We start from the raw sequence: 23,050 nt of genomic DNA, 5'->3' as shown, positions 1-23,050 counted from the left end.
GTTTTTTAAGCGAGTTCAAAGCCCCTGATTGGGTAGATGGCAAGCATTACTCATCATCGAAAGTGACGCCTTGATAGTATTCAGGTGTCAGGTTAGTAAAGCGGGTAAATTGTCCTTCAAAAGCTAGGCGTATTGTACCGATAGGGCCGTTTCGCTGCTTACCAATGATGACTTCGCCGACGCCTTTATGGTCTGAGTTTTCATTATAAACCTCATCACGATAGATAAACATAATCAAATCCGCATCCTGCTCAATAGCACCGGACTCACGAAGATCAGACATAATTGGACGCTTATTAGGGCGGTTCTCAAGGCTGCGGTTCAGCTGTGAGAGCGCAATAACTGGACATTCAAGCTCGCGTGCGAGCGCCTTTAGACTACGTGAGATCTCAGAGATCTCGCCAACGCGGTTGCCATCGAGGCTAGGGACTTTCATCAGCTGTAAGTAATCAACGATAACCGCGCCAATTTTACCATCATGGTTTTTGGCAATACGGCGACAGCGTGAGCGCAGCTCTGAAGGTGGCAGCGCAGTACTGTCATCGATGTACAGATGCTTGGATTGTAGATGCTGAATAGCATTCATCATCTTCGCCCACTCATCTTCATTCATCTGTCCAGAGCGCAAATGCGTCTGGTTGATCGCGCCCCAAGAGGACAGCAGACGCATGACGATAGATTCAGCGGGCATCTCCATCGAGAAGACCACCACTGGCAAATCTTCGTTGAATAAAATCCCTTCAGCCAAGTTCATCGCAAAAGTAGTTTTACCCATAGAAGGGCGCGCCGCGACAATGACTAGATCACCTGCTTGCAAGCCTTGGGTCTTATTATTGAGCTCAGTAAAAGGCGTTTGCAGGCCTATCATGCCATCAGGGTTGGATTTGAGTTCTTGAATTTTGTCGATGACATTGGTCAGTACGGAGGTAATGCCGACAGGGCCACGCTGTTCGGCGCGTTTATTATGTTGCTCATTAATACTAAAAATAGTCGCCTCAACGCTATCTAAGATATCGCTGACCGATTGATCTTTTGGATTGTAGGCGAGGCTGAGCATATCATTACTAGCGGCAATCAATTGACGTAAAGTCGACAGCTCGCGGACGCGCTGGGCATAAGCGGTCAGGTTAAATAAAGTCGCTGGGCTTTGACTCAAAATGTCAGCTAGATAGCTATCACCGCCAGCACTTTTTAGGAGCTTTTGCGCCTCTAACCAATCGTGTACCATCACCGTATCATAAGGCTCATTCACTGCTGCCAAGTGGGCGATAGCAGCGAAAATATGCTGATGACGCCCAGCATAAAAATCGTCCTGGGTAACGATATCGGCAATCTTGTCGTACGCCTCTTCAATACTCATCAAAGAGGCCAGTAAGGCCTTTTCGATATCAATATTGTGTGGGGGCTGCTGATTGAGTAAGTCGTCGGTTTTGTCGGTATCTGCCATGAGCGCCTAATATTAAAATGAAAAACAATACAAAATGATGCAATAACTACTATAGGTTTTAAGTCAATTATTTATAAGTGAGGATTGCTGAGTCTACTAAAACGAAAAATAAAATTTAGCTTATTGATGCTACAATTAACAGCGAAGTTTAACACATTATGCCCTTTTTTTAGCGGTGAACGTTAATTATCTCTATCTTGGTCAGTCGTTAATCATCGTCATATTGTTTTTTAAGTTTTAAACTAAAGTAGAAGAAATATAATAAAAAATTAACTAAAATCAATTATTTAATACAAAAGGAAGATTTGATATGCAAGACTTATTGCCGAAGCGACCTTTACTGATTACCACAGGAGAGCCTGCTGGTATAGGTATGGATATCGTACTGATGCTTGCTGATGCCGGTAAGCTGCAGGATTTCGATCGGCCTATTTGGGTCACTGCTGATAACAAGGCGATGACCGCGCGAGCTGAGGAATTGATCAAAGCGGGTACGCTAAAAAACTGCCCTAAATGGCAGGTGATCGATTGGCAAGTAATAAAAGACGATAACGATAAAGTTGACAATAAAAGTGCTATAACGTCAGCTGATGCTCAGACTAAGCCGAATGATAGCGGCTTTACCTTAATCAATATACCTTGTCATGCTCCGGTAGTGGCAGGGCGAATCGATACTAATAACTCAGCGATGGTCGCGCAGCAGCTCACCTTAGCTCACCAGCTGGCTACCAGTAAAAAAATAGCGGCTATCGTCACCGGTCCGCTGCAAAAGTCGGCGCTAATAGATGCTGATATCAAATTACCTGATGGCACCATGTTCAGCGGTCATACTGAGTTCTTTATGCAGCAAAGTGGCTGCGATAAAGTAGTGATGATGCTAGCCAATCAAGCGATGAAAGTGGCGCTTGTTACTACTCATTTAGCGCTTAAAGACGTGCCCACTGCTATTACCCCGGATAATGTACGGCAAACGGTACAAATCGTCCTCGATGATATGCGTACAAAGTTCGGTATGGATAAGCCGCGTATCTTGGTTTGTGGTCTCAACCCGCATGCTGGCGAGGGTGGTCATTTGGGACTTGAGGAGATCAATATTATCAATCCAGTATTGCAGGAGTTTATTGATGCGGGAGTCGATATCTCTGAGGCGATGCCAGCCGATACTTTATTTACCACTAGGCATCTAAATAACTGTGATGCGGTCATCGCTATGTACCATGATCAAGGCTTACCAGTGCTCAAGTCGCATGGTTTTGGCGATACGGTGAATCTAACTTTAGGGCTGCCTTATATCCGCACTTCAGTCGATCATGGCACCGCGCTTGACTTGGCAGGGCAAATTGGTGCTAATGACAGCAGTCTTTACCAAGCGCTGTCAATGGCTAATGATATGGCAAATAAAGCGTTATAGCTAAAGGGTTACCGTTGTTACGCTATAAACGCTAGGACGTCAATACAGCTTAATTATGAGCTATGTTATAATTCTGGTCATGTTAAATGCTGCAGCTAATAAAGCTTCGTTGCACAAAAAATTTACCCTTATTAATTCTAAATTCTATATAAAGAACCTTTATGTCAAAACCTTTGTTCGACGCTCAAACCCTCTCGGCCAGTTTGCGCACTGCCAAACATCAACCGCGTAAACGCTTCGGTCAGAACTTCTTGCATGACAGCAGCATTATTCGTCAGATTGTCGATAGTATACGTCTGGAACAGGATGATAATTTGATTGAAATTGGTCCAGGGATGGGCGCTTTGACTGAGCCATTGCTAGCGGAAGTGAATGCTATGACAGTGGTAGAGCTAGATCGCGATTTGGCCGATAGCTTACGTATTCGTATTGGGGCCAATAGTCATCCTAACTTCACCATTATCAAAGCCAATGCCATGCAAGTAGACTACCGTGAGCTTTATAGTGCAGACAAAGGCAAGCTGCGAGTCGTGGGAAATTTGCCTTATAATATCTCGACGCCGATTTTGTTTCATTTGCTTGAGTTTGCTGATGTAATCAAAGACATGCATTTTATGCTACAAAAGGAAGTGGTTGAGCGAATTACTGCGGATGTCGGCAGCAAGACTTATGGGCGTTTATCAGTGATTATGCAGTATCACTGCGAGACCGACTATCTGCTGACGGTACCGCGTGGGGCTTTTAATCCACCGCCGAAAGTGACGAGCGCGGTTTTTCGTTTGACGCCGCATATCATCAAACCTATAGTTGCTGAAGATGAAGAACACTTCGCTATCGTCGTTCGTGAAACCTTCAACCATCGCCGTAAAACCCTACGCGCTATTTTTAAACAGTCCGCTTTACTACCAACTTTAAGCGCAGATGACTTTGCGGTTTGTGAGATTGATCCGCAAGCGCGGCCTGAGACTTTGAGTGTTAGCGACTTTGTCACTCTTAGTAATCTCTCCGGTGATTTAATGCGAACAGAGTAATGCGAGCAAAGTAGGACATCAGCGTTTTTTAGCTTTTGAGAATTTAAGCTCTCAGTTTCAAAAATAATAATCGACTCTTGAGGTTTTATGAGTTTTCGTCATCAGTATGTCATAGGCGACCTACAAGGTTGCTATGCCGCCTTTAAGCAGCTACTAAAGACTTTAGATTTTGATCCAAAACAAGACAAGTTATGGTTTGCAGGCGACTTAGTCGCACGCGGTGAAGACTCGCTCAATACGCTGCGTGAGGTCAAAGCGCTGTGTGAGCAAGGCGCTGCCGTAACCGTACTAGGTAATCATGATATCAATTTGATCGCAGTATGGCGCGGGGCCGCTAAGCTAAAGAAAAAAGATAAAACCGCGCCCATCTTTGTCGCAGAGGACAAAGATGAGCTACTAGAGTGGCTGCGTCATCAGCCTATCTTAGCCTATCCTGATGAGCAAACTGTGCTAGTGCACGCGGGTATTCCCCCGCACTGGGCGATTGATGAAGCTGCAGGCTACGCTAGCGAATTAGAAGCGCAGCTGCAAGGCAGTAAAAAGAAACTCGATAAGCTGCTACCGCATTTATACAGCAAAAAAGCTGACATTTGGCACGACGATATCAGTGGCTACACCAGACTGCGCGCTATTAGCAATTACTTTACGCGGATGCGTTTATGCCAACAAGATGGCAGCTTAGAGTTTAGCTTTACGGGTAAATTAGAGGAAGCTATGCCAACAGATTTTTTACCTTGGTTTGAGTGGCAAGTACCCCGCACCCGCAAGGTGCTCTTTGGACACTGGGCCGCGCTAAAGGGCGATGTGGATCTGCCGCATGCCAAAGCTCTGGATGGCGGCTGCGTTTGGGGCAATTATCTATTAGCTTATCGATTGAGCGATGGCAAGGTAATCACCTCAAGCGCTTATTGTCCTAAGCCCTAACAAAGGTTATATAAAGGGTAAAAGAAAACTCTAAGTTCCACTTGCCGTCTCCAGGCTATAGCCAAGCCGTCCAAATTATCTTTACTAATTAGGTAATTTAGGCGGTTTTTTAGGTTTTGGTAATGGCGATTTAGCATTATTAGCCGTTTTATCCTCAGAGTCAGTTGCTGCTTTGGAATTCAAAGTTTCAGACTCTAAAGTCTTATTCATTTGCTCATATTGAATATCATCAGCATAAGGCACACTATTTAGCTCTTCATCTCTTAGCCCATCATCCAAATCGATAACTTTCTTAAGTTTATTGACAGCAGTGTTTTGCGCTGTATTTTTTGTATTGTTTTGCATTGAAGCGTTTGTAGCGCCTGCCTGCGTAGTAGAGGAGGGGTTGTTGTAATGAATATCGGTATTTTCTTGCGCGACCGATTGCACCACCTCTGGTGATATTTTGACATCAGACAGCCGTCTTATCACATAGTTGCTTGGTAGGGCTTGCTTACCTTTTTGCGCCGAGCTGTCCTCAAATATCATATGCCCCTGTCTATCGATACGGGCATAACTCATCGGCATGGAACGGGGCCAAAAGAAGTCAGAAGGATGGCTTATCACATGACCGAAGACAAGCCGTGTGAGACGACTCCATTCAAAGAAGCGTACTTCCTTGGAGCGTAAAGCAACAAAAAGCGCTAATGAAAAACTCACCATCAAGTTGACAATACCGATTAGGGCAACACCCAAAGTCGAGATCGCAATTAGGCCCCAGCTCATATCAGCAGCGGGTAAATTAAATAACCCATGGGCAAGGTTGGCTGAGGCAAAGGCGATGTGGCGAATATCAATGGGTAGACCAAAGATATAGCCAATCGTAGCGGTACTGCCTAAGAATACGCCGAATAAAAAGTTGCCCATAATCGCGCCAAGGTTAGCTTCCACAAAACCACCTAAACGCATAAGCCAAGATTTTGGTAAAATGAGCTTTAGCAGCCTATGGCGCTGAATACGCGCGCCTATATGGTTATAAACGGCCAAGTTATCATAGTAGCCTGCGATCAGACCTGATAAGAATAAATACACCCCAGCAATGGCAGCATGCGGTAGCGCAAGAGAGCGAAAGGGGTCGAGATCATGCAGTAAGCTGGCCGCCTTATCTGGATCGATCATCGGTACGCCACTATATTGCCACCAAGCAAAAGAGATAAGCAGAGCAACTGGCATAGCAAGCATAATGTTACCCATGATAGCGATAAACTGGGTGCGCAAGATATCGACGACTAACTCAGACAGCTTAGTTAACTGATGGGATTTTTTGCCGGAGCCATCAGAGATAGTAGATGCGATAGCTGCTGCCGTCATCGCCGGTTGTTTGGTCGCCACCGTACCATGGACGACGTGGATAAAGACAAAACCTAAGCCATAGATCATGCTATTAATAAAAGCGCGACCCATAGGGGCTAGGGCTAAGTGATAAGCGGATATCTTTAAGGTCGCCATAAACGCGATAAAGAAACCACCGATAGAAGCCTTTTTGAACATCTTTTTGTAGCCGGCTTTGTCAGTGCTAATATAGTGCTCACCAACGCGGCTGGCATTTTCGGTGACTTTTTTGGAGAGTAGCTTAGTATTATTATCGATCAGATAGCCGATACTATAACGACGACTGGCGGTACTGATCACAGACTGAATCAGCTCGATAATAGCGCCATCACGCTTATGGTCTACATCTGAAACCAGCTCTGTCAAGATACGAATACGCTGCAGGCTTTGCTCAAGGCGCATCATCATGTTGGTTAAGCGAATAGAGATACCCGTCTTATAGATGCGCTTTCGAACGGTTGCAACTACATCTTCACATTGCTCTAGCATAACCAATAACGGTGCAGCATCTACCGCTTGCTCAGGGGTGATGTCAGTTAAGGTATCGAGCTCATGCGCTTGACGGTACTGATTGACAAACAGCACTGCTTCTTGATTTTGGGCCACAAAAGAGGCGGAATAATTCAATATTTGCGGATAAGATTCCATCAGCTCAGGATGCAGCCCTATGCCGCTGACGCGGTAGGAGAGGATAATAATAGCGTTTAATATACTATTTTTGGCGGTAGCAACTAAGTATAAATGCTCCTCTTTAATCTGCAGAAGGGCAACCAGCTCAACCCATTTATCTTTATCGATATGAGCCAGCCAGCGCTCATCAGTGTTTTTATCAAACAGATAGCCGACCAGCTCGACGACAGAGTCCTCTTGCGGAAGCAAAGGCAAAAATCTATGTCCTATCAGGCGTCGTAAACTACTAAAAAACCCCTGATCTGACATGATACCAGTATCGGTATACAAGGCAATTTGACGATACTCAATGATCAGCTTTATCACGAAGCTGGCAAGCCCATCTCCGTATTCTGGATGTTTTTGCAAAATATCGATAAGTGCCTGTATCTTCTGGTTGGCAAGCGCAGGCTCTTTATCAGTCACTCGCAGCTCATCGATTAAGCGTTTGAGCACGGAAGGTTCTGGCACATCACTTAAGGCAGTAATTTGCTGTAAAATACGTTTTATTTCAGACACATGGTACCCTTAGTTGTTTTTATAGAGTAGGCCGTTGAGGAATAAAAATTAGCAAGCATTAAGTCAGTTGCTGATCTACGTAAACTCACAAGATATTTTAATCGCAACCCAGAGTTTAAGGTTAATTATTTTGTTAGCAGTTATTTATAGGAATAAAAAAGTAATACAGACAAAAAAAGGACAGCTCAAAACTGTCCTTTCTTATTAAATGACTACTATTTAACTTGTGAATACAATGAGCCTTGCCAATACAGATAATAAGACAAAATCCAATGTCTCATAGACCAATGCAATCTTATTAGCGCTGTAATAACGAGTAACCGTATTAGCTAGTTGCGGTGTCAAAATAAGCAAGATCAAAGTCCATCATCGGATCGCTACCCGTTTCGACCATCTGTACATGAGCATCGATGCGCGGCAAAATACGACCAACGAAATAATCCGCAAGCTTCGCTTTATTGGTATAAAACTCACCTTCCTTACCGTCAGCGGCTTCGACCATCATCGCAAACATATAAGAGTAGCAGAGATAACCAAAAGCGTGCATGAAGTCTACCGCGCAGCCATTGATCTCGTTTTTGCGCTCACTGATGTTAGCAAGTACCGTTGTCGTTAAGCTCTCGATTTTATCAGCCGCTGTTAGTGTCGCTTGCTTAACTTTATGATCCGCTTGCATGGTGTTCACAAACTCACGAATCTCGTTTAAAAAGTTATTGATGTATTTGCCATTATTACGCGCCACTTTTCGGCCTAATAAATCGAGGGCTTGGATACCGTTAGTGCCTTCATAAATCTGAGCAATACGCGTATCACGAACGATTTGCTCCATACCCCATTCGCGGACATAGCCGTGACCGCCGAATACTTGCTGACAATCAACCGTGGCTTCAAGCGCTTTGTCGGTTAAGAAGCCTTTGGCAACTGGCGTCAATAAAGCCACACGAGCTGCTGCTGCTTTGGCAACTTCAGGATCATCACTGAACTTTTCTTTGTCGAGATTTTGTGCGACATACATCGCAAAGCAGCGTGATGCTTCCGAGTTAGCTTTGGCATTGAGTAACATGCGGCGCACATCAGCGTGATGGATAATCGCATCGGCAGGTTTTTCAGGGCTTTGCAATTGAGTATCGCTACGACCTTGACCACGATCATTGGCATAGATAACGGCGTTTTGATAAGCCAGCTCAGAGCCACCTAAGCCTTGCAAGCCCATAGTTACACGCTCGTAGTTCATCATGACAAACATTGACGATAAGCCAGTGTTTTCGGCGCCGACCATCCAGCCTTTGGCATCGTCGAAATTCATCACACAAGTGGCTGAGGCTTTGATGCCCATTTTATGCTCGATAGAGCCGACAGCTAAAGTGTTGCGCTCGCCTAAGCTACCATCTTCATTAACTAAGAATTTAGGGACGATAAATAAAGAAATACCTTTTGAGCCTTCTGGTGCGTTTGGCGTTTTGGCCAATACCAAGTGAATGATATTGTCAGTTAAATCATGCTCACCGCCGGTGATGAAGATTTTAGTACCAGAGATTTTATAGCTACCGTCTTCATTAGGCACCGCTTTGGTTTTGATAATGCCTAAGTCTGTACCAGCATGGGGTTCCGTGAGGCACATAGTACCTGACCATTCGCCATTGTACATCTTCTCAAGATAAGTTTCTTTTTGCTCTTCACTTGCCGCCGCGTTCATACACAGCGTCGCGCCAACAGTTAGGTTAGGGTAGAGGGCAAAAGATTGGTTAGTGGTAAAGATCATCTCTTCAGTCAGCATCGTTACCATTTTAGGAAAGCCTTGACCACCGTACTCAGGATCACCGCTTAATCCTACCCAACCAGATTCAGCATACTGCTTATAGGCTTCTTTAAAGCCAGTAGGGGTCGTTACTACGCCATCGCCTTCAAAAGTTGCGCCTTCTTCATCACCGCTGCGGTTGATCGGTAATAAAACATTTTTTGATAACTTTGCCATCTCTTCTAAGATCATATCGACAGTATCCATGTCAACATGAGCAAGCTTATCAGTACTTTGCCAAAATTCATGGGCACGAAAGACATCGTTTAAGATAAAGCGCATGTCATTAAGAGGGGCATTGTAAACAGCCATAAAAAATCCTTTCATTCAAATGTAGTAGAAAAGCCGGCAAGTATCAGTAGCGAAACTGGCTTAGAGCCCAGCTTAAAATCTAGCGTCGTTAACTGTGACAAGCTAGGCTAGCATATCGATTATCAAAAATACTAAGAGCATTGCATTTATTAAAGTTTAGCAAATTAGCGCATTACCATGTGTGTTTGTTCGTGAATACTGGGTGCACCAAAAGTTTTATAATGACCTTGTCATCCTTAAAGCTGACTTAAAAAATAGTAAGGCACATAAAGCAGAATTAATAGACAGCTAAAGCTTATCAATAAAAATAGGCATAAAATCAAAAAGGCAATATACCTAAGTATATTGCCTCTGATAAAACCAGCTAAAATAAAGCAGACTCACCGTTCGTTATAGCAGTCGCCTAAAAAGCAAATTGGTCAACATCCATACTCATATATGGGGCAACACCTGTACCGATACGCTGTGCATGAGTAGTGGTGCGAGGAAGCAATTTAGCAAAATAGAACTGCGCTGTTTTGACTTTCGCATCATAGAAGGCTTGTTCACTATTGCCGTTGGCAAGCTCAGTTTGAGCGACTAATGCCATACGTGCCCATAGATAAGCGACAGTCACATAACCACTGAAATATAAGTAATCGACTGCTGCTGCACCAACTGCTTCTGGGTTTTCAGCCGCTTGCTTACCTATTTCAGTAGTCAGTTCGCCCCATTGTTTGACATGCTTGATGAGTGGCGCTGTGAACTGTGCCATGTCGTCATTGTCTTTATTATCATCACAGAACTTTTGAATGATAGTGACAAAGTTGGCAAGTAGTTTGCCTTGCGATCCCAAGACTTTACGGCCCAATAGATCAATAGACTGAATCTCAGTGGTACCTTCGTATAAGCAAGAAATACGCGTATCACGAACATTTTGTTCCATACCCCATTCACTAACAAAACCATGCCCGCCATAGACCTGAATACCGTGGTTAGCCGCTTCAAGGCCGGTCTCAGTTAAGAAAGCTTTGGCAATCGGTGTGAGTAATGACAACATCTGATCGGCAAACTCACGATCTTCACCTTCACCTTTGGCTACGGTATCAGCGAAGTGTGAGAGATAATAAATTAAAGCGCGGCCGCCTTCTGCAAATGCTTTTTCGGTCAATAGCATATTACGAACTGCAGGATGAACGATAATAGGATCAGCAGCTTTATCTGGCGCTTTAGCTCCAGATAGTGAACGCATCGCTAAGCGATCTTTTGCATAAGGCAGTGATCCTTGAAACGCATACTCAGCAGCAGTTACCCCTTGAACGGCAGTACCAATACGTGCCACGTTCATAAAAGTGAACATGCACTGCAAGCCGCGGTTTTCAGGGCCAATCAAATAACCAGTTGCGCCGTCAAAGTTAATCACACAAGTAGCAGAAGCTTTGATGCCCATCTTATGCTCAATAGAGCCACAAGTTACTTGGTTTGGCTCAGCTAAGCTGCTGTCTGCATTGACATTAATTTTTGGAACAATAAATAATGAGATGCCTTTAGTACCAGCAGGTGCGCCTGGCAGACGGGCTAGCACGATATGAATGATATTATCAGTTAAGTCATGCTCACCGGCTGAGATGAAGATCTTTTGACCAGTGATACTGTAAGTGCCATCGTCGTTAGGCTGCGCTTTAGTACGAATAATACCTAGATCAGAGCCTGCATGCGCTTCGGTCAGACACATCGTACCAGACCACTCGCCGGTGACCATTTTTTCTAGATAAGTGTCTTTTTGATCATCAGTGCCGTGGTGTTCGATGGTTTGAATAGCACCGTGTGAGAGGCCAGGATACATAGAAAATGACCAGTTCGCTGTACCTACCATCTCATTGATCACAGTAGATAAAGAGAAGGGTAGGTTCTGTCCACCAAACTCTTCTTCAGCAGATAGAGCCGGGAAGCCAAGCTCACAATACTGCTTATAAGCTTCTTTAAACCCTTTAGGAGTGGTTACTTTTCCATTATCAAAATGGCACCCTTCGGCATCACCACTTTGGTTCAATGGCGATAGCTCGTTTTCTGCAAAGCTTGCGGCCATCTCAAACAAACTGTTCATCAAATCGCGATCTGCTTCTTGGAACTTTGGTAGACGCTTATAGTGACTTTCACTGTCAAGTAGCTCATGCATGACGAATTGGATATCACGTAGGGGCGCTTTGTATTGCATGTTATTTTGTCCTTTGTTTTTGGATGTCACCAATAACGACCTATAGCCGTTAATTATCGATTAAAAGTGCTGATATTAGCTATCTAAAATTGCCATGATAACCATCAAAGAGGGATACTGTAATGATAACAATAGCGATCTGAAGAGTAGGCCAGTGACAGCATCACTCAGCCTTCAACGCTTACCTTTAAAAGATAGGCTTTCATAAACAATTATACAAGTTTTGAGCTAATACTGATAAGTCATCAACCTGCCTTGCAACCTTTATAGTATAAGCATTAGCGTCTATTTTTTATTAAAGTATTGCAGCTTTAATTAGTAATTCGAGCCGCTGAGCAGCTGAGTGGCAGCTTCAGCATTAACCGGATGGCCTAGCCAATAGCCTTGTCCATATATGCAGCCCATCTCGCGCAGCCGCTCATAGTGCTGCTCAGTTTCTATGCCTTCAGCGACAGCTTGCATATCTAAAGCAAGCGCTAAGTCTAATATCGCTTGCACAATAGCTTGCTGAGTTGGGTTTGAGTCGAGCTCTGATACAAAGCTTTTATCAATCTTTATAAAGTCGAAAGGGTATTGTTGTAAATAGCTCAAAGAGGCGTAACCTGTACCGAAATCATCTAACGCCAGACAGACATTGAGTGCTTTGAGATCGGTGAGTCGCTGCTGTATATTATCGTTACTTGGCAGTAGCGAGGATTCAGTCATTTCTATATGCAGCCGATAAGGCTCGATATGATATTTAACTAATAGCTGGCTAATTGTCTGATTAAAATCAGGATGACTAAATTCGGCGGCATCAGCATTGATACAGATATGCGCCAAAAAATCCATACTTTGCCATTTGACTAACAGCTGCGCGGCTTGCTCTGATAACTGAGAAAATAACGCGAAAGAGAGGCCGTAGCTGATAATATCATCGATAAAGTCTTTGGGTTTTAATAGGCCGCGAGTCGGATGCTGCCAGCGTACTAAGGCTTCAAAACCAATGATGGACTTAGTCTCTAGATTGAATTTAGGCTGATAATAAGCGACGAACTGGTTATCAGCAATCGCTTGGGCTAAGAGCTGCTTTTGATCAGGTAGACTCGCTGAGTGTTTATTGTTTATTGCAGTATTTTTTATCATATCTTCATCTAGTAGATACGCTGATCGCGGCTCCTTGATTACCCCAGCGTCAGTATCTTGTACCGCGCCAATATAAAAAATTTGGTCGTCGACAGTGAACTTTTCAAAAACAATAAGGTAATCTAAAACTTGATGATCTTTATTCGGTAAGGTAAAGGTTTTTTGGAAGCTCTTATTATATTGCAGGTGACCAGCCAGATCTTTTAAAATCTCAGGCTTATGTCTTGTGAAGCACTGAGTGATAAAAGTGCCAAAAGGGTAACCAATCAGCAGGTTTTCACGGTAGCCGGTTAATCTCTCATAGGTACTATTCATCGATAAATAGCGCTTATCAGCATCCAAAATAAAAACGGCCTGATCTAACTGCTGATAGTAATGAGTAAGCAGTTGTTGTTTGTAGGTGGGGGAGAGAGGCTCAAAAGGGGGCATCGCGAATCTCGTGATAAAAACAGAGGCTTTATATTAACTAATCATTATAAGCAAAAAGGTTGCTATAGATGTTGCTGTATATTGAACGAACTATTGTTTTATAATGCTTACTGCGACAAAGCATATAAACTCGACAGCGCGACGACGGGCGCGGTTTCAGTACGCAGTACGCGCGCACCGATTTGCCAAGGCAAAAATCCGACTTGTGCTGCTTGCTGGCATTCCTCTACACTTAATCCTCCTTCGGGTCCTATGAGGAGCTGAAGATAAGGGTGTTGTGTCGCTAACACCTCTCTTAGTGCAACTGGCATCAAGGGTTGATCAGCGGCGGGCACGCTCAATTGTAAACGTAGATCTGCTGGGCATTTAAGTTTTTGATAATACTCATCTTGACTTAAAATGGAAATACTAGCGCTGACTGCTGATGACGAGGACGATACAGACATATTTGCTGCGTCCACACTGTTGTCAGCCGCGCTTTGTGCTAGCCATTGCTGTATAGGTAAAGGAGCTAAGATCAGCGGCGGACGATTCAGGCCACATTGCTCACAGGCGGCAATAGCAATCTGCTGCCAGTGCGCAAGCTTCTTTTCGACTTGCGCCGGCTTAAGAGTGACTTCACCATGCTGACTGCTGAGCAGTTGAATAGCGGTTACGCCAAGCTCTGTTGATTTTTGGATCGCATAATCCATACGCTCGCCGCGGCTCATAACCAAGCCGATCTTAGTAATTATCGGCGCGGTGCGATCGACATCATTATAAGCGAGTAGAACCGCGGTCGCTTGCTTCTTACTGATGGTTTGTAGCTGGACTTGATATTCGCCGCCAAAACCATCGAACAATATACCTTGATCGCCAATGCTGGCCCGCAGTACGCGGCACCAATGATGAGTGATGGCTTCGTTTAACCCAAGGCTTTGACCTATGGCTACGCTGCTAAGCTTTGGATACTCGTTATTGTTAGTGGCATAGAAAAAACGTCGCACGTTGAAGGGTTCCTGTTAGGGTAGAATACGATATAAAAAGTAGCCAAAAAAAACTGGCACTTCAAGAGTACCAGTAATTATACTTTCTTAAGCTGATTTAGCAATGAGCTACCTTATTTATAGGCTTATATGCTAGCCGTCTCAGAAGCCAAGGTTTTAGAGCCTAAAGTTTCAGGGCCTAAAGTGTTAGGGACTAAAGTTTCAGGGACTAGGCCTAAAGCTTCAACTAAGCGCTTATTCGGCTCGACCTTGTTCATGCTATAAAAGTGCATGGCCGGCACGCCCTCGCTTATCAAACGCTCACAGAGGCGATAGACGACATCAAAACCAAACTCACGAATGGCTTTGCGATCATCACCAAAGTCCGCCAACTGTTTGCGCACATAGCGCGGAATATCAGCGCCGCAGCTATCTGCAAAGCGTATTAGATTGCTCGAGTTGGTAATCGGCATAATACCAGCGACTAGCGGCTGAGCGGTAGTGTCAATACCGCGCTGCTCAAGCATGTCGCGTAGGTGAAGGTAACTGTCGGCGTTATAAAAGAACTGCGTAATCGCTGTATCAGCGCCCGCTTTATACTTATTGACTAAGTTGTCAATATCGAATAAGAAGCTTTTGGCTTGCGGATGCATCTCTGGATACGCGGCGACTTCGACATGAAAGTGGTCCCCTGAATGCTCGCGGATAAATTTGACTAAATCCAGTGCAAATGGTAGCTCGCCCATGCCGACTTGTCCTGAAGGCAAATCGCCACGCAGCGCGACCAAACGGCTAATACCTAGTTCTTTATAAAGGTCTAGCAGCTCAGCAATCTCTACCTTATCATCACCGATGCAAGAGATGTGCGGTGCCACTGGCGTATCGCTGCGCTTGCATAGCGCCTGTACAATATCTAAAGTGCGACTACGAGTCGAGCCGCCAGCACCGTAGGTCACTGAAAAATACGTTGGTGACAACTGGTTCAGCTCATCAAAAGTAGCGATTAGCTTCTCATGTCCCTGCTCAGTTTTGGCGGGGAAAAACTCAAAGGAGAAAGCAGGCTTACTCATAGTCACATTCCTTGGATTTAGTATTTATATTCTTCAGGCTTGAACGGGCCTTCGACTGGTACGCCTAAGTACTCTGCCTGCTTCTCAGTCAGCTTAGTCAGCGTACCATTGAAGCCCGCTACCATAGCGGCGGCAACTTCTTCGTCAAGCTTTTTCGGTAGGACTCTGACATATAAGTTATCGAAACGTTCATCGACGGGCAGATCCGCAAATTTTTCATCGAATAGGTACATCTGCGCTAATACTTGGTTAGCAAATGAGCCATCCATCACTCGTGAAGGGTGACCAGTAGCGTTACCTAAGTTGACTAAGCGGCCTTCAGCAAGCAAAATCAAATAATCATTGTCATCATCCGAGCGGAAGATCTGATGCACTTGTGGCTTCACTTCACTCCAACGCCAGTTATCACGCATAAACTGCGTATCGATTTCGGTATCGAAATGACCGATGTTACAAACTACAGCGCCAGGCTTCAATGCCGCTAGCATGTGCTTATCACAGACGTGATAGTTACCAGTAGTGGTGACAATCATATCGGTGTCTTCTAATAGCCGAGTATTGATGCTATCGCTACCGCCAGTGTTATCACCATTGATGTATGGAGATAGCACTTCGTAGCCATCCATACATGCTTGCATTGCACAGATAGGATCGACTTCTGAGACTCGTACGATCATGCCTTCTTGGCGTAAGCTTTGCGCGGAACCCTTACCAACATCGCCATAACCGATAACCAAAGCGCGTTTGCCCGCCAAAAACATATCGGTACCACGTTTGATGGCATCGTTTAGGCTATGACGGCAGCCGTATTTATTATCATTTTTGGATTTAGTAACTGCATCATTGACGTTAATAGCGGGTACTTTGAGCGTGCCATTTTTGAGCATCTCAACCAAACGGTGCACACCAGTGGTAGTCTCTTCAGAGATACCATGAATGATATCCAGCATTTGCGGATAGTCATTATGTACAAGGGCGGTCAAATCACCACCATCATCTAAGATTAAGTTGGCATCCCAAAGCTGTTCTGATTCTTCTCCGCCAACGTGGATTTGCTGACGCAGGCACCATTCGTACTCTTCTTCAGTCTCGCCTTTCCAAGCGAACACCGGAATACCAGCTGCGGCAATAGCGGCCGCTGCATGATCTTGGGTCGAGAAGATATTACAAGAGGTCCAGCGTACTTCGGCACCAAGCGCGGTAAGCGTCTCGATAAGCACGGCAGTCTGGATGGTCATGTGGATACAACCGGCGATTTTGGCGCCTTTTAACGGCTGATTGGCCTCATAGCGGCGACGCAAACCCATTAGGGCAGGCATCTCAGCTTCGGCAAGGGTAATCTCACGGCGACCATAATCAGCAAGGCTGATGTCAGCGACTTTATAGTCAGTGAAAGTGGGATCGATGGTGTGGACAGATGGGATGTTAGACACTGCGTCCATCATATGCTCCTATTAGTAATAGATGTATGATAAAAAATAAAACGCAGGTGCCGTTGTTCATGCTTTTGATAAAAAGCTACCGAGCCTAACATAAAGAGCTATTAGCATAGTTTTAAAAGTTAAAATTACGAATTAGCTTTTATGGTGCAACACCTCTCGGAGGTCGTTATTGTAATATATGCAATGCAGATTGTCACCATTTGGTGGATATAATTAGTGAACGCTGATGGCAGAAGCTGGCATAAATAAAGGCTATCGAGTGATAGCCTTTATTATTGGTAACTTAAGTTTTAATCAGTTCTAAATAAGCTTAATACCAGTCATAGGTTAGTGAGGTGAAATAACTAGTACCTTCTGTGGCATATTCATTACCGAATTGACTGGCAAGGGTATAGTCCTCATCAGTGATATTATCTATACGTAGATTAGCCCGAAGATTAGGATTGATATAAACACTACTACTCAAGTTGACTAGGGTATAGCTATCTAGCTTGGTTTGATTGGCTACGTCTGAAAACCTATCATCAGTATGCTTAGCTTCAAGACGCAAATCATAGCTAGGTTGCTGATAACCAACATAGATTAAACCACTATTTTTGGGACGGTAGACAAGCTCGTTACCTTTATTAGAACTTCCTGAGGTATTATTCTCTGCTTTTAGGTAATCATAGCCCAAGCCAAAAATGAAAGAATTAACCTGCCAATCTGATGTCAGGCTCAATCCCTTAATTTTTGCTTCAGCAGTGTTAGTATTGCCGCCAATCAAATCTTCAACATCGGTATGATAGCCTGTCAGACGCGACACTTGATTGCCTTTGTTATATTCGACAAACACTTCTGTATTTTTACTGGTTTCAGGCTTCAAATTTGGATTGCTATAGCCGGGATAATATAAATCATTGAAAGTTGGCGCGCGAAATCCCGTAGAGTAGCTAGCACCAATACGCACACCGTCTAACGGAAGAATAGCTGCGCCTATATTGTAAGTGCTTTCATTACCATATTGTGAATTGTCATCTACGCGGTAGTTAGCTTGCAGGTCATAATACGTATCTGCTAATTGATAGCCCACAAAAGCACTTTTTACCTTTCTGTCATCAGGGTTATATGCGGTTTGAACAGGAGGAGTAGTGTCAGGGTAAGGAGGATAGACCAATACGTCTGAGGCATCCAATTTTTGCGATAACCATTCTGCGCCAACGATAACTGTGCCAGGTTGCGCATTGATGCTAGTCTCTAAGCGTGCCTGCTCTTGAGTAGTATCAAACTGGCTACCCTCGTTGTAATCAATGGAGTTAGCATCATAAGAGGTAGATTTATCTATACTTTGACCATAGCTGAGCTTAGTGATCGTTAATGGAGTTTGATACTGAACAAAAGCATTAGCACTGCCATTTTTCTGATCTGAATGAACATCAGGAAAAGCATTTCCTCCTGAATCAAACTCAGTTGTAGAGTCTGAGTATAAACCGCTGACTCCTGCAGTTAATTCGTCAGTGAATCGATGCTTTAAGGCCAAACTTGCGTTAGTAGACTCAAAGCCATCGTCATCATCGTTGTAATCATAAGAGTCAGAGTTGGCAATCGCATTAAAACCATCCGTTTCATTGCGACTGATACCTAAGCTTAATGATGAAGTATTATTTTTGAGCTGACCGGTTATACCCACTTGATAGTGATTATTACTGCCGTAACCAGCTGTGGTAGAAATGTTAGACTGCTCTACGTTATTACCTTTCGTAAAAATTTGAATAACGCCGCCCATAGCGTCTGAGCCGTAGACACTAGAACCTGATGCGCCGTATAGTATTTCAATACGATCTATTTGCTCGGCGGGTAATAGGTTTAATGATGGAGTGCCGGTTGAGATAGAACTATAACGAATGCCATCAATGATAACGAGAACCTGCTTACTATCATAGCCACGCATATAAAAATTGCTAATAGTTCCCATACCGCCGCTTTGCGAGATGTTTATACCAGATTGACTCTTAAGAACATCTACGACCGTTTGACCTTGATAACGCTGTAATTCCTCTTGATTAATCACCCGAGTCTGAGCAATAACGTTGCTGGTCTTAGTTGGCGTACGCGTAGCGGTTACCACGATTTTGTCTAGCTCAACTTCTGGTAATGAGTCATCGCTAACAGGGCTCAAAGTCGTTACAGCGGTAGCACTCATCGTGCATAGGCCAATCGTGCTCAAAATACAAAGTCGTAGGTAAGGGGTAGAAGAAGCTAACAACAGCATAGTGTTTTCCAAAGTTATTAAATCAAAAGAAAGCAGAGAAAAGCGCCAATCACACAAAAATAGTCAAAGATAATATAAGGCAAAGTCAATAAGGTTTAGGGTAGTCATAGCAAAAGTTAGAGCCACTAAAAAAGCCATACCCTTTTAAGGCTTTTATTATTGCTGAATTATAACGGTTTGTAAGCTATTTTAAATGAATAATTATTCAGTATAAGCTGAGTGCTACTCAGCCTAACTATGACGCAGGTAAGCTAAGATAAGTCTTGCTACAAAATGGCAGATTATCTTATTCCATATAAAAATGCAGCTTAGCAAAAATACGTTTTTGCAACTTACAAAATAATTTGCCTAAAAGTAGGTAAAGATAAATAATTTAGTGATAAATAGTTGTTATCATAACGATGGTTTGCAGGCTGTAGTGGTTTAAATATTTATACCAACTCAAATGTCAGGTTACCGAACCCAATAACTAAATGATGAGGTCTGTTTTGTCTATCGCGCGTCACAAAGAATCAGCTACAACACCAATACCGTCTCCCAAAGTTTTCACTATCATTGCGCTTTTGCTAGCGATATTTGTAGGGGTGCTATCGGCGCCTGCATTTGCGGCAGAGCCAAGCGCCTTGGGTGTTGGGAGTAATGGAAGCGAGAACAGTGAAGAGAGCGCTAGATCACCGATACCAGACTCTTTTGGGCGCGACACCCCTAGGCAAACGGTACAAAGCTTTATTAATGCTTTGAGTGAAAACGATTACTTACTGGCGAGTAATTATCTTAATTTATCCAAATCAGACAATCCAACGCCTATCGTTCGCCAATTCAAGCAAGCCTTGGATGCAGGAGGGCGTTTCCAGCCTGATTTGCAAATCAACAATACGCCAGAAGGTAACCTTGCAGATCAACTGCCACCCAATCAAGAAAAAGTCGGTAACATCAGTATTAATGATAAGAATGTTTCACTCATATTAGAGCGTGTCGTCGCTGAAAATGGTAAACAGTATTGGCAGTTCTCTAGTGGCACGTTGAGCTTAGTACCGGATGTTATCGAAAACACTGAGCCAACACTGATATCGCGTTATACCATGGAGAGTTTAGAGGACGAAAAGTTATTTGGCTATCAGTTGGCAGATTTGGTTGCCGCTATCATGCTGGCTTTAGGTAGTTTTTTAATCACTTATATCGCGGTATGGCTCTGCTATCAATTTTTGCGTGTGTTCTATCCACGAGTGCGTGGTGAACCGTTGCCGTTGCCGGATAAGATTATACTACCGCTGTCTGTAGTCATTATGGCGCTAATATTGTCTGAGGTCATGGTCTACTCAGGGGTCTCTGTGACGCTTCGTGAGCCGATCAATCGCTTCACTGATATTGCTTCTTGGTTGGCGGTAACTTGGCTACTGCTGCGTATGGTAGATGTGTTGTTTACCCGCGCCGTTAATTTAAGTTATAAAAAGAACTACATTGAGCGAGTCTCTATCCTGGGACTGATGCGTAAGATAACCAAGGCGCTGCTGCTCATCTTTGCTGTGATTGTCATCTTCGGTAATTTAGGCTTTGATCTAACAACCGGTATTGCCGCTCTAGGTGTCGGTGGTCTTGCCTTGGCACTTGGTGCGCAAAAAACCATTGAAAACTTAGTGGGTAGTGTGGTGGTGGTCGCGGACTCACCAGTACGGATAGGCGATTATTGTAAGTTTGGCACTTATGAAGGAACAGTGATCGATATCGGTATTCGCTCTTCACGGGTGCGCACCCTAAACCGTACTATCGTCACCGTACCTAATGGTGATTTCTCCTCCATGCAGATTGAGAACTTTACCTCGCGTGATATGTTTCATTTTTTGCATAATTTATATATCAAACGCAGTGCTGATATCAACGTGATCTTTGAGATGGTCAATGATTTAGATACGCTACTGAAAGAGCACGAACTGACCAACAAAGAGTGGAATCAGGCTAATATCTTAGAGCTACGTCAAGACTGTTATATTATTCAGCTAAGAGCCTATGTTAATTCCTTCGATGTGATTGAGTTTTATGGTAAACAAGATACTTTGCTAGTCGATATATTGACCAAAGTCAAAGACTACAAAGTGGAGCATGCGCTACCAACGCAGCAGTTACTCGTCAATCAAACTGATCTTGACGATCATTCAGAGTCTGAGACTGCTGATGATGTCGCTCAAGAGCAGCCTGATAATGGGTCAGATGGTGAAATGAAAGCTTCAGCTGCAATGGCTGAGGAGAATAGCGGTTCGCAGCTTACCCAAACATCGGTTCAAGCAGATAATATTGATAGTAGCAAGAAGGATAGTGGCAAGAGTACGGTAAAAGAGAGAAAAGAGGATAAAATGGCTAAAAACAAAGTCAGTAATCCTAATAAGTCTAAGCAAATTACCACGCTGAGGCTAGCCAAGCGCCACTTTAAACGCACTAAAAAGAGCTTCAATATCTCTATCTGGAATCAGCCTTGGAACAAGCATTAATTCTCATCATCACCTATGCACAAAACGGCGATAAAAGAAGCGATTATACCGGCACTTATACCGGCATAGCTTCTTTGTTTCGTAGCCAGCCATAGTGTGCCCATAATAGTAGGCTGGCAGCGCTAAGATAAGGGGACCAAGGCTGCGCTGCTATCTTTAGCTGTTTTGGAGTAGGGCGCTCAGGCAACTCTAACAGCGCCATAGCGGCTACTCGAATCGCTAAGTCATCGACAGCCAAAATATCAGCGCGGCCTAAAGAGAATAACAAATACATCTCAGCGGTCCAGCGTCCTATGCCAACAACCGCGGTCAGAGTATCAATGACCTCGCTATCACTCATCGCTTTTAGAGCAGGGTAATCGATATTATGCTCGAGTAAAGAGCGGACATAGCGGATTTTTTGTCTAGAGAGTCCTTGCGCTCTCAAACGCTCATCATCGGCTTGCATAAGCGCCTTTGGTGATACTAAGTTCGCATCAACCAATCTTTGCCAAATGCTACTAGCGGCAGCCACCGATAGCTGCTGGCCGACTATCGCTCGTAGTAAGGCTGCAAACCCGCCTTCATTACGCCGTAAACTCGGCACGCCTACTTGCTTATAGACAGGCGCAAATCTTGGTTCTATCTCGATAAGGGCTTGGATATGGGTTGTTAGCTCGGCTGCGGTTGTGAAGGTTTGAATACTCATTATATTTTCTCCCAACTATAAAAATAGTCATAAATTAGTGATAAAAAAGGACCGCGTTATGCAGTCCTTTTTTTATAATATTGATAACTATAGTGTTGAAAACTACAATATTGATAACTTATTCACCATCAGCTTTAGGCTTTTTTAGCAGCACTAAAACCGCGCCATTACCGCCATCTTTTGGCGGTGCTGAACAAAAAGCTAGTACTTCTGGTAGCTGACGTAACCAGCCATTGACGCAAGTTTTTAGGATAGCCTCAGAGCCTTTACCATGAACGATTTTTACCATCGTTTCATTATTTCGCTTAGCTTGCACCAATAATTGAGTCATGGCTTCGCGCGCCTCTTCGATGGTGCAGCCGTGGATATCTACTGCGTCATACCAGCGAAGCTTACCTTGCTTAAGCTGAGTAAAGACTTTATTTTGTAGCGTAGGCTGTTTGTAAGATAAGTAAGCTTCGCTCGCTACTGGGTTCAATAGCGCTTGCATATCAGATAAGCCAGTACTTAAATCACCGTCTTCGTTACCTTGCGCTGCAGCCCGTTTCGATAGGGTGGCGGCGTCAGGTTTGCTGGCTTTATTCGCTTTAACCGGCGAGCGCACATTTTTGTCTTCTAATTGATCAACGCCATGCATCGCTTGCATAAACAGTACTTTGTCATCGTCAACATGCTCGCTGTCCATTTGCTTGACCGTTTTTTTGACCTGTTTTTGCGTCGGCAGAGAGACAGGCTCAGTCGGCTTTTGATTTTCGCCTTCAGGGCTATTGGTATCACGGCCTTTACTGAGTTGTCCTTTGAGCTCTTTGAGCTGATCTTGCATTTCTTTTGAAAATAGAGAATTTGCCATAATGAGTATAAATCTGTTTGGTTGATAAGAATGAATAATTAAGCTTTTTTAGCTGCAGTGCTCTC

The 23,050-nt window shown here is 43.9% G+C and carries 15 protein-coding genes; 4 read left to right on the top strand and 11 right to left on the bottom strand.

All coding sequences use genetic code 11. From position 1 onward, the window contains the following. Window positions 1–46: 46 nt before the first annotated feature. A complete protein-coding gene (gene dnaB, locus ACS8E3_RS03145) occupies window positions 47–1,447 on the bottom strand; it encodes a replicative DNA helicase (protein WP_439241135.1) in 1,401 nt (466 codons plus the stop codon). A 310-nt stretch (window positions 1,448–1,757) separates the two neighbouring features. Here dnaB and pdxA point away from each other — a divergent pair, with 310 nt between their 5' ends. The 3 genes from pdxA (at window position 1,758) to ACS8E3_RS03130 (ending at window position 4,813) form a co-directional block, all read left to right on the top strand. Then, on the top strand, window positions 1,758–2,858 hold the full coding sequence (pdxA, locus tag ACS8E3_RS03140) for a 4-hydroxythreonine-4-phosphate dehydrogenase PdxA (protein ID WP_439241133.1): 1,101 nt from the start codon (window positions 1,758–1,760) through the stop codon (window positions 2,856–2,858). A 161-nt stretch (window positions 2,859–3,019) separates the two neighbouring features. Continuing rightward, entirely contained in the window at window positions 3,020–3,889 is an 870-nt protein-coding gene (gene rsmA, locus ACS8E3_RS03135) for a 16S rRNA (adenine(1518)-N(6)/adenine(1519)-N(6))-dimethyltransferase RsmA (RefSeq protein ID WP_439241131.1), read from the top strand. Window positions 3,890–3,976: 87 nt separating this feature from the next. Then, entirely contained in the window at window positions 3,977–4,813 is an 837-nt protein-coding gene (locus tag ACS8E3_RS03130) for a symmetrical bis(5'-nucleosyl)-tetraphosphatase (RefSeq protein ID WP_439241129.1), read from the top strand. Between the two features lie 84 nt (window positions 4,814–4,897). On the opposite strand, the gene ACS8E3_RS03125 is transcribed toward ACS8E3_RS03130, so the two are convergent. From ACS8E3_RS03125 to ACS8E3_RS03090, 8 genes are all read right to left on the bottom strand, one after another. Then, on the bottom strand, window positions 4,898–7,372 hold the full coding sequence (locus ACS8E3_RS03125; RefSeq protein WP_439241127.1) for a site-specific recombinase: 2,475 nt from the start codon (window positions 7,370–7,372) through the stop codon (window positions 4,898–4,900). 325 nt (window positions 7,373–7,697) lie between these two features. Beyond that, window positions 7,698–9,482, bottom strand: coding sequence for an acyl-CoA dehydrogenase C-terminal domain-containing protein (locus ACS8E3_RS03120; RefSeq protein ID WP_439241125.1), 1,785 nt, complete (start codon window positions 9,480–9,482; stop codon window positions 7,698–7,700). 403 nt (window positions 9,483–9,885) lie between these two features. Beyond that, a complete protein-coding gene (locus ACS8E3_RS03115; RefSeq protein ID WP_439241123.1) occupies window positions 9,886–11,679 on the bottom strand; it encodes an acyl-CoA dehydrogenase C-terminal domain-containing protein in 1,794 nt (597 codons plus the stop codon). A gap of 315 nt (window positions 11,680–11,994) precedes the next feature. Then, complete coding sequence (locus ACS8E3_RS03110; protein WP_439241121.1) at window positions 11,995–13,233, bottom strand: EAL domain-containing protein; 1,239 nt, start codon at window positions 13,231–13,233, stop codon at window positions 11,995–11,997. A gap of 107 nt (window positions 13,234–13,340) precedes the next feature. Continuing rightward, a complete protein-coding gene (locus ACS8E3_RS03105; RefSeq protein ID WP_439241119.1) occupies window positions 13,341–14,219 on the bottom strand; it encodes a 16S rRNA (uracil(1498)-N(3))-methyltransferase in 879 nt (292 codons plus the stop codon). Between the two features lie 125 nt (window positions 14,220–14,344). Beyond that, window positions 14,345–15,268: a methylenetetrahydrofolate reductase [NAD(P)H] gene (gene metF, locus ACS8E3_RS03100; protein ID WP_439241117.1), complete on the bottom strand. Its 924-nt coding sequence runs from the start codon at window positions 15,266–15,268 to the stop codon at window positions 14,345–14,347. A 17-nt stretch (window positions 15,269–15,285) separates the two neighbouring features. Next, the gene (gene ahcY / locus ACS8E3_RS03095) at window positions 15,286–16,710 is read right to left on the bottom strand and encodes an adenosylhomocysteinase (protein WP_439241115.1); all 1,425 of its coding nucleotides are present in this window, start codon (window positions 16,708–16,710) and stop codon (window positions 15,286–15,288) included. Between the two features lie 310 nt (window positions 16,711–17,020). Further along, on the bottom strand, window positions 17,021–18,892 hold the full coding sequence (locus ACS8E3_RS03090; protein WP_439241112.1) for a TonB-dependent receptor domain-containing protein: 1,872 nt from the start codon (window positions 18,890–18,892) through the stop codon (window positions 17,021–17,023). Between the two features lie 557 nt (window positions 18,893–19,449). Between ACS8E3_RS03090 and ACS8E3_RS03085 the strand changes: the two genes are divergently transcribed. After that, entirely contained in the window at window positions 19,450–21,447 is a 1,998-nt protein-coding gene (locus ACS8E3_RS03085) for a mechanosensitive ion channel family protein (RefSeq protein ID WP_439241110.1), read from the top strand. A gap of 55 nt (window positions 21,448–21,502) precedes the next feature. Here the strand turns inward: ACS8E3_RS03085 and ACS8E3_RS03080 are convergent, their stop codons facing one another. Then, window positions 21,503–22,135, bottom strand: a complete 633-nt coding sequence (locus ACS8E3_RS03080) for a DNA-3-methyladenine glycosylase family protein (protein WP_439241108.1) — start codon at window positions 22,133–22,135, stop codon at window positions 21,503–21,505. Window positions 22,136–22,253: 118 nt separating this feature from the next. After that, window positions 22,254–22,985: a Smr/MutS family protein gene (locus tag ACS8E3_RS03075; protein ID WP_439241106.1), complete on the bottom strand. Its 732-nt coding sequence runs from the start codon at window positions 22,983–22,985 to the stop codon at window positions 22,254–22,256. Window positions 22,986–23,050 lie beyond the last annotated feature (65 nt).

It is taken from the genome of Psychrobacter sp. 2Y5 (genome assembly GCF_051847375.1).
In the GTDB taxonomy this organism is placed as follows: Bacteria; Pseudomonadota; Gammaproteobacteria; order Pseudomonadales; family Moraxellaceae; genus Psychrobacter.
Note: the sequence above shows the minus strand (reverse complement) of the source record. Positions and strands in the feature narration are given on the sequence as shown.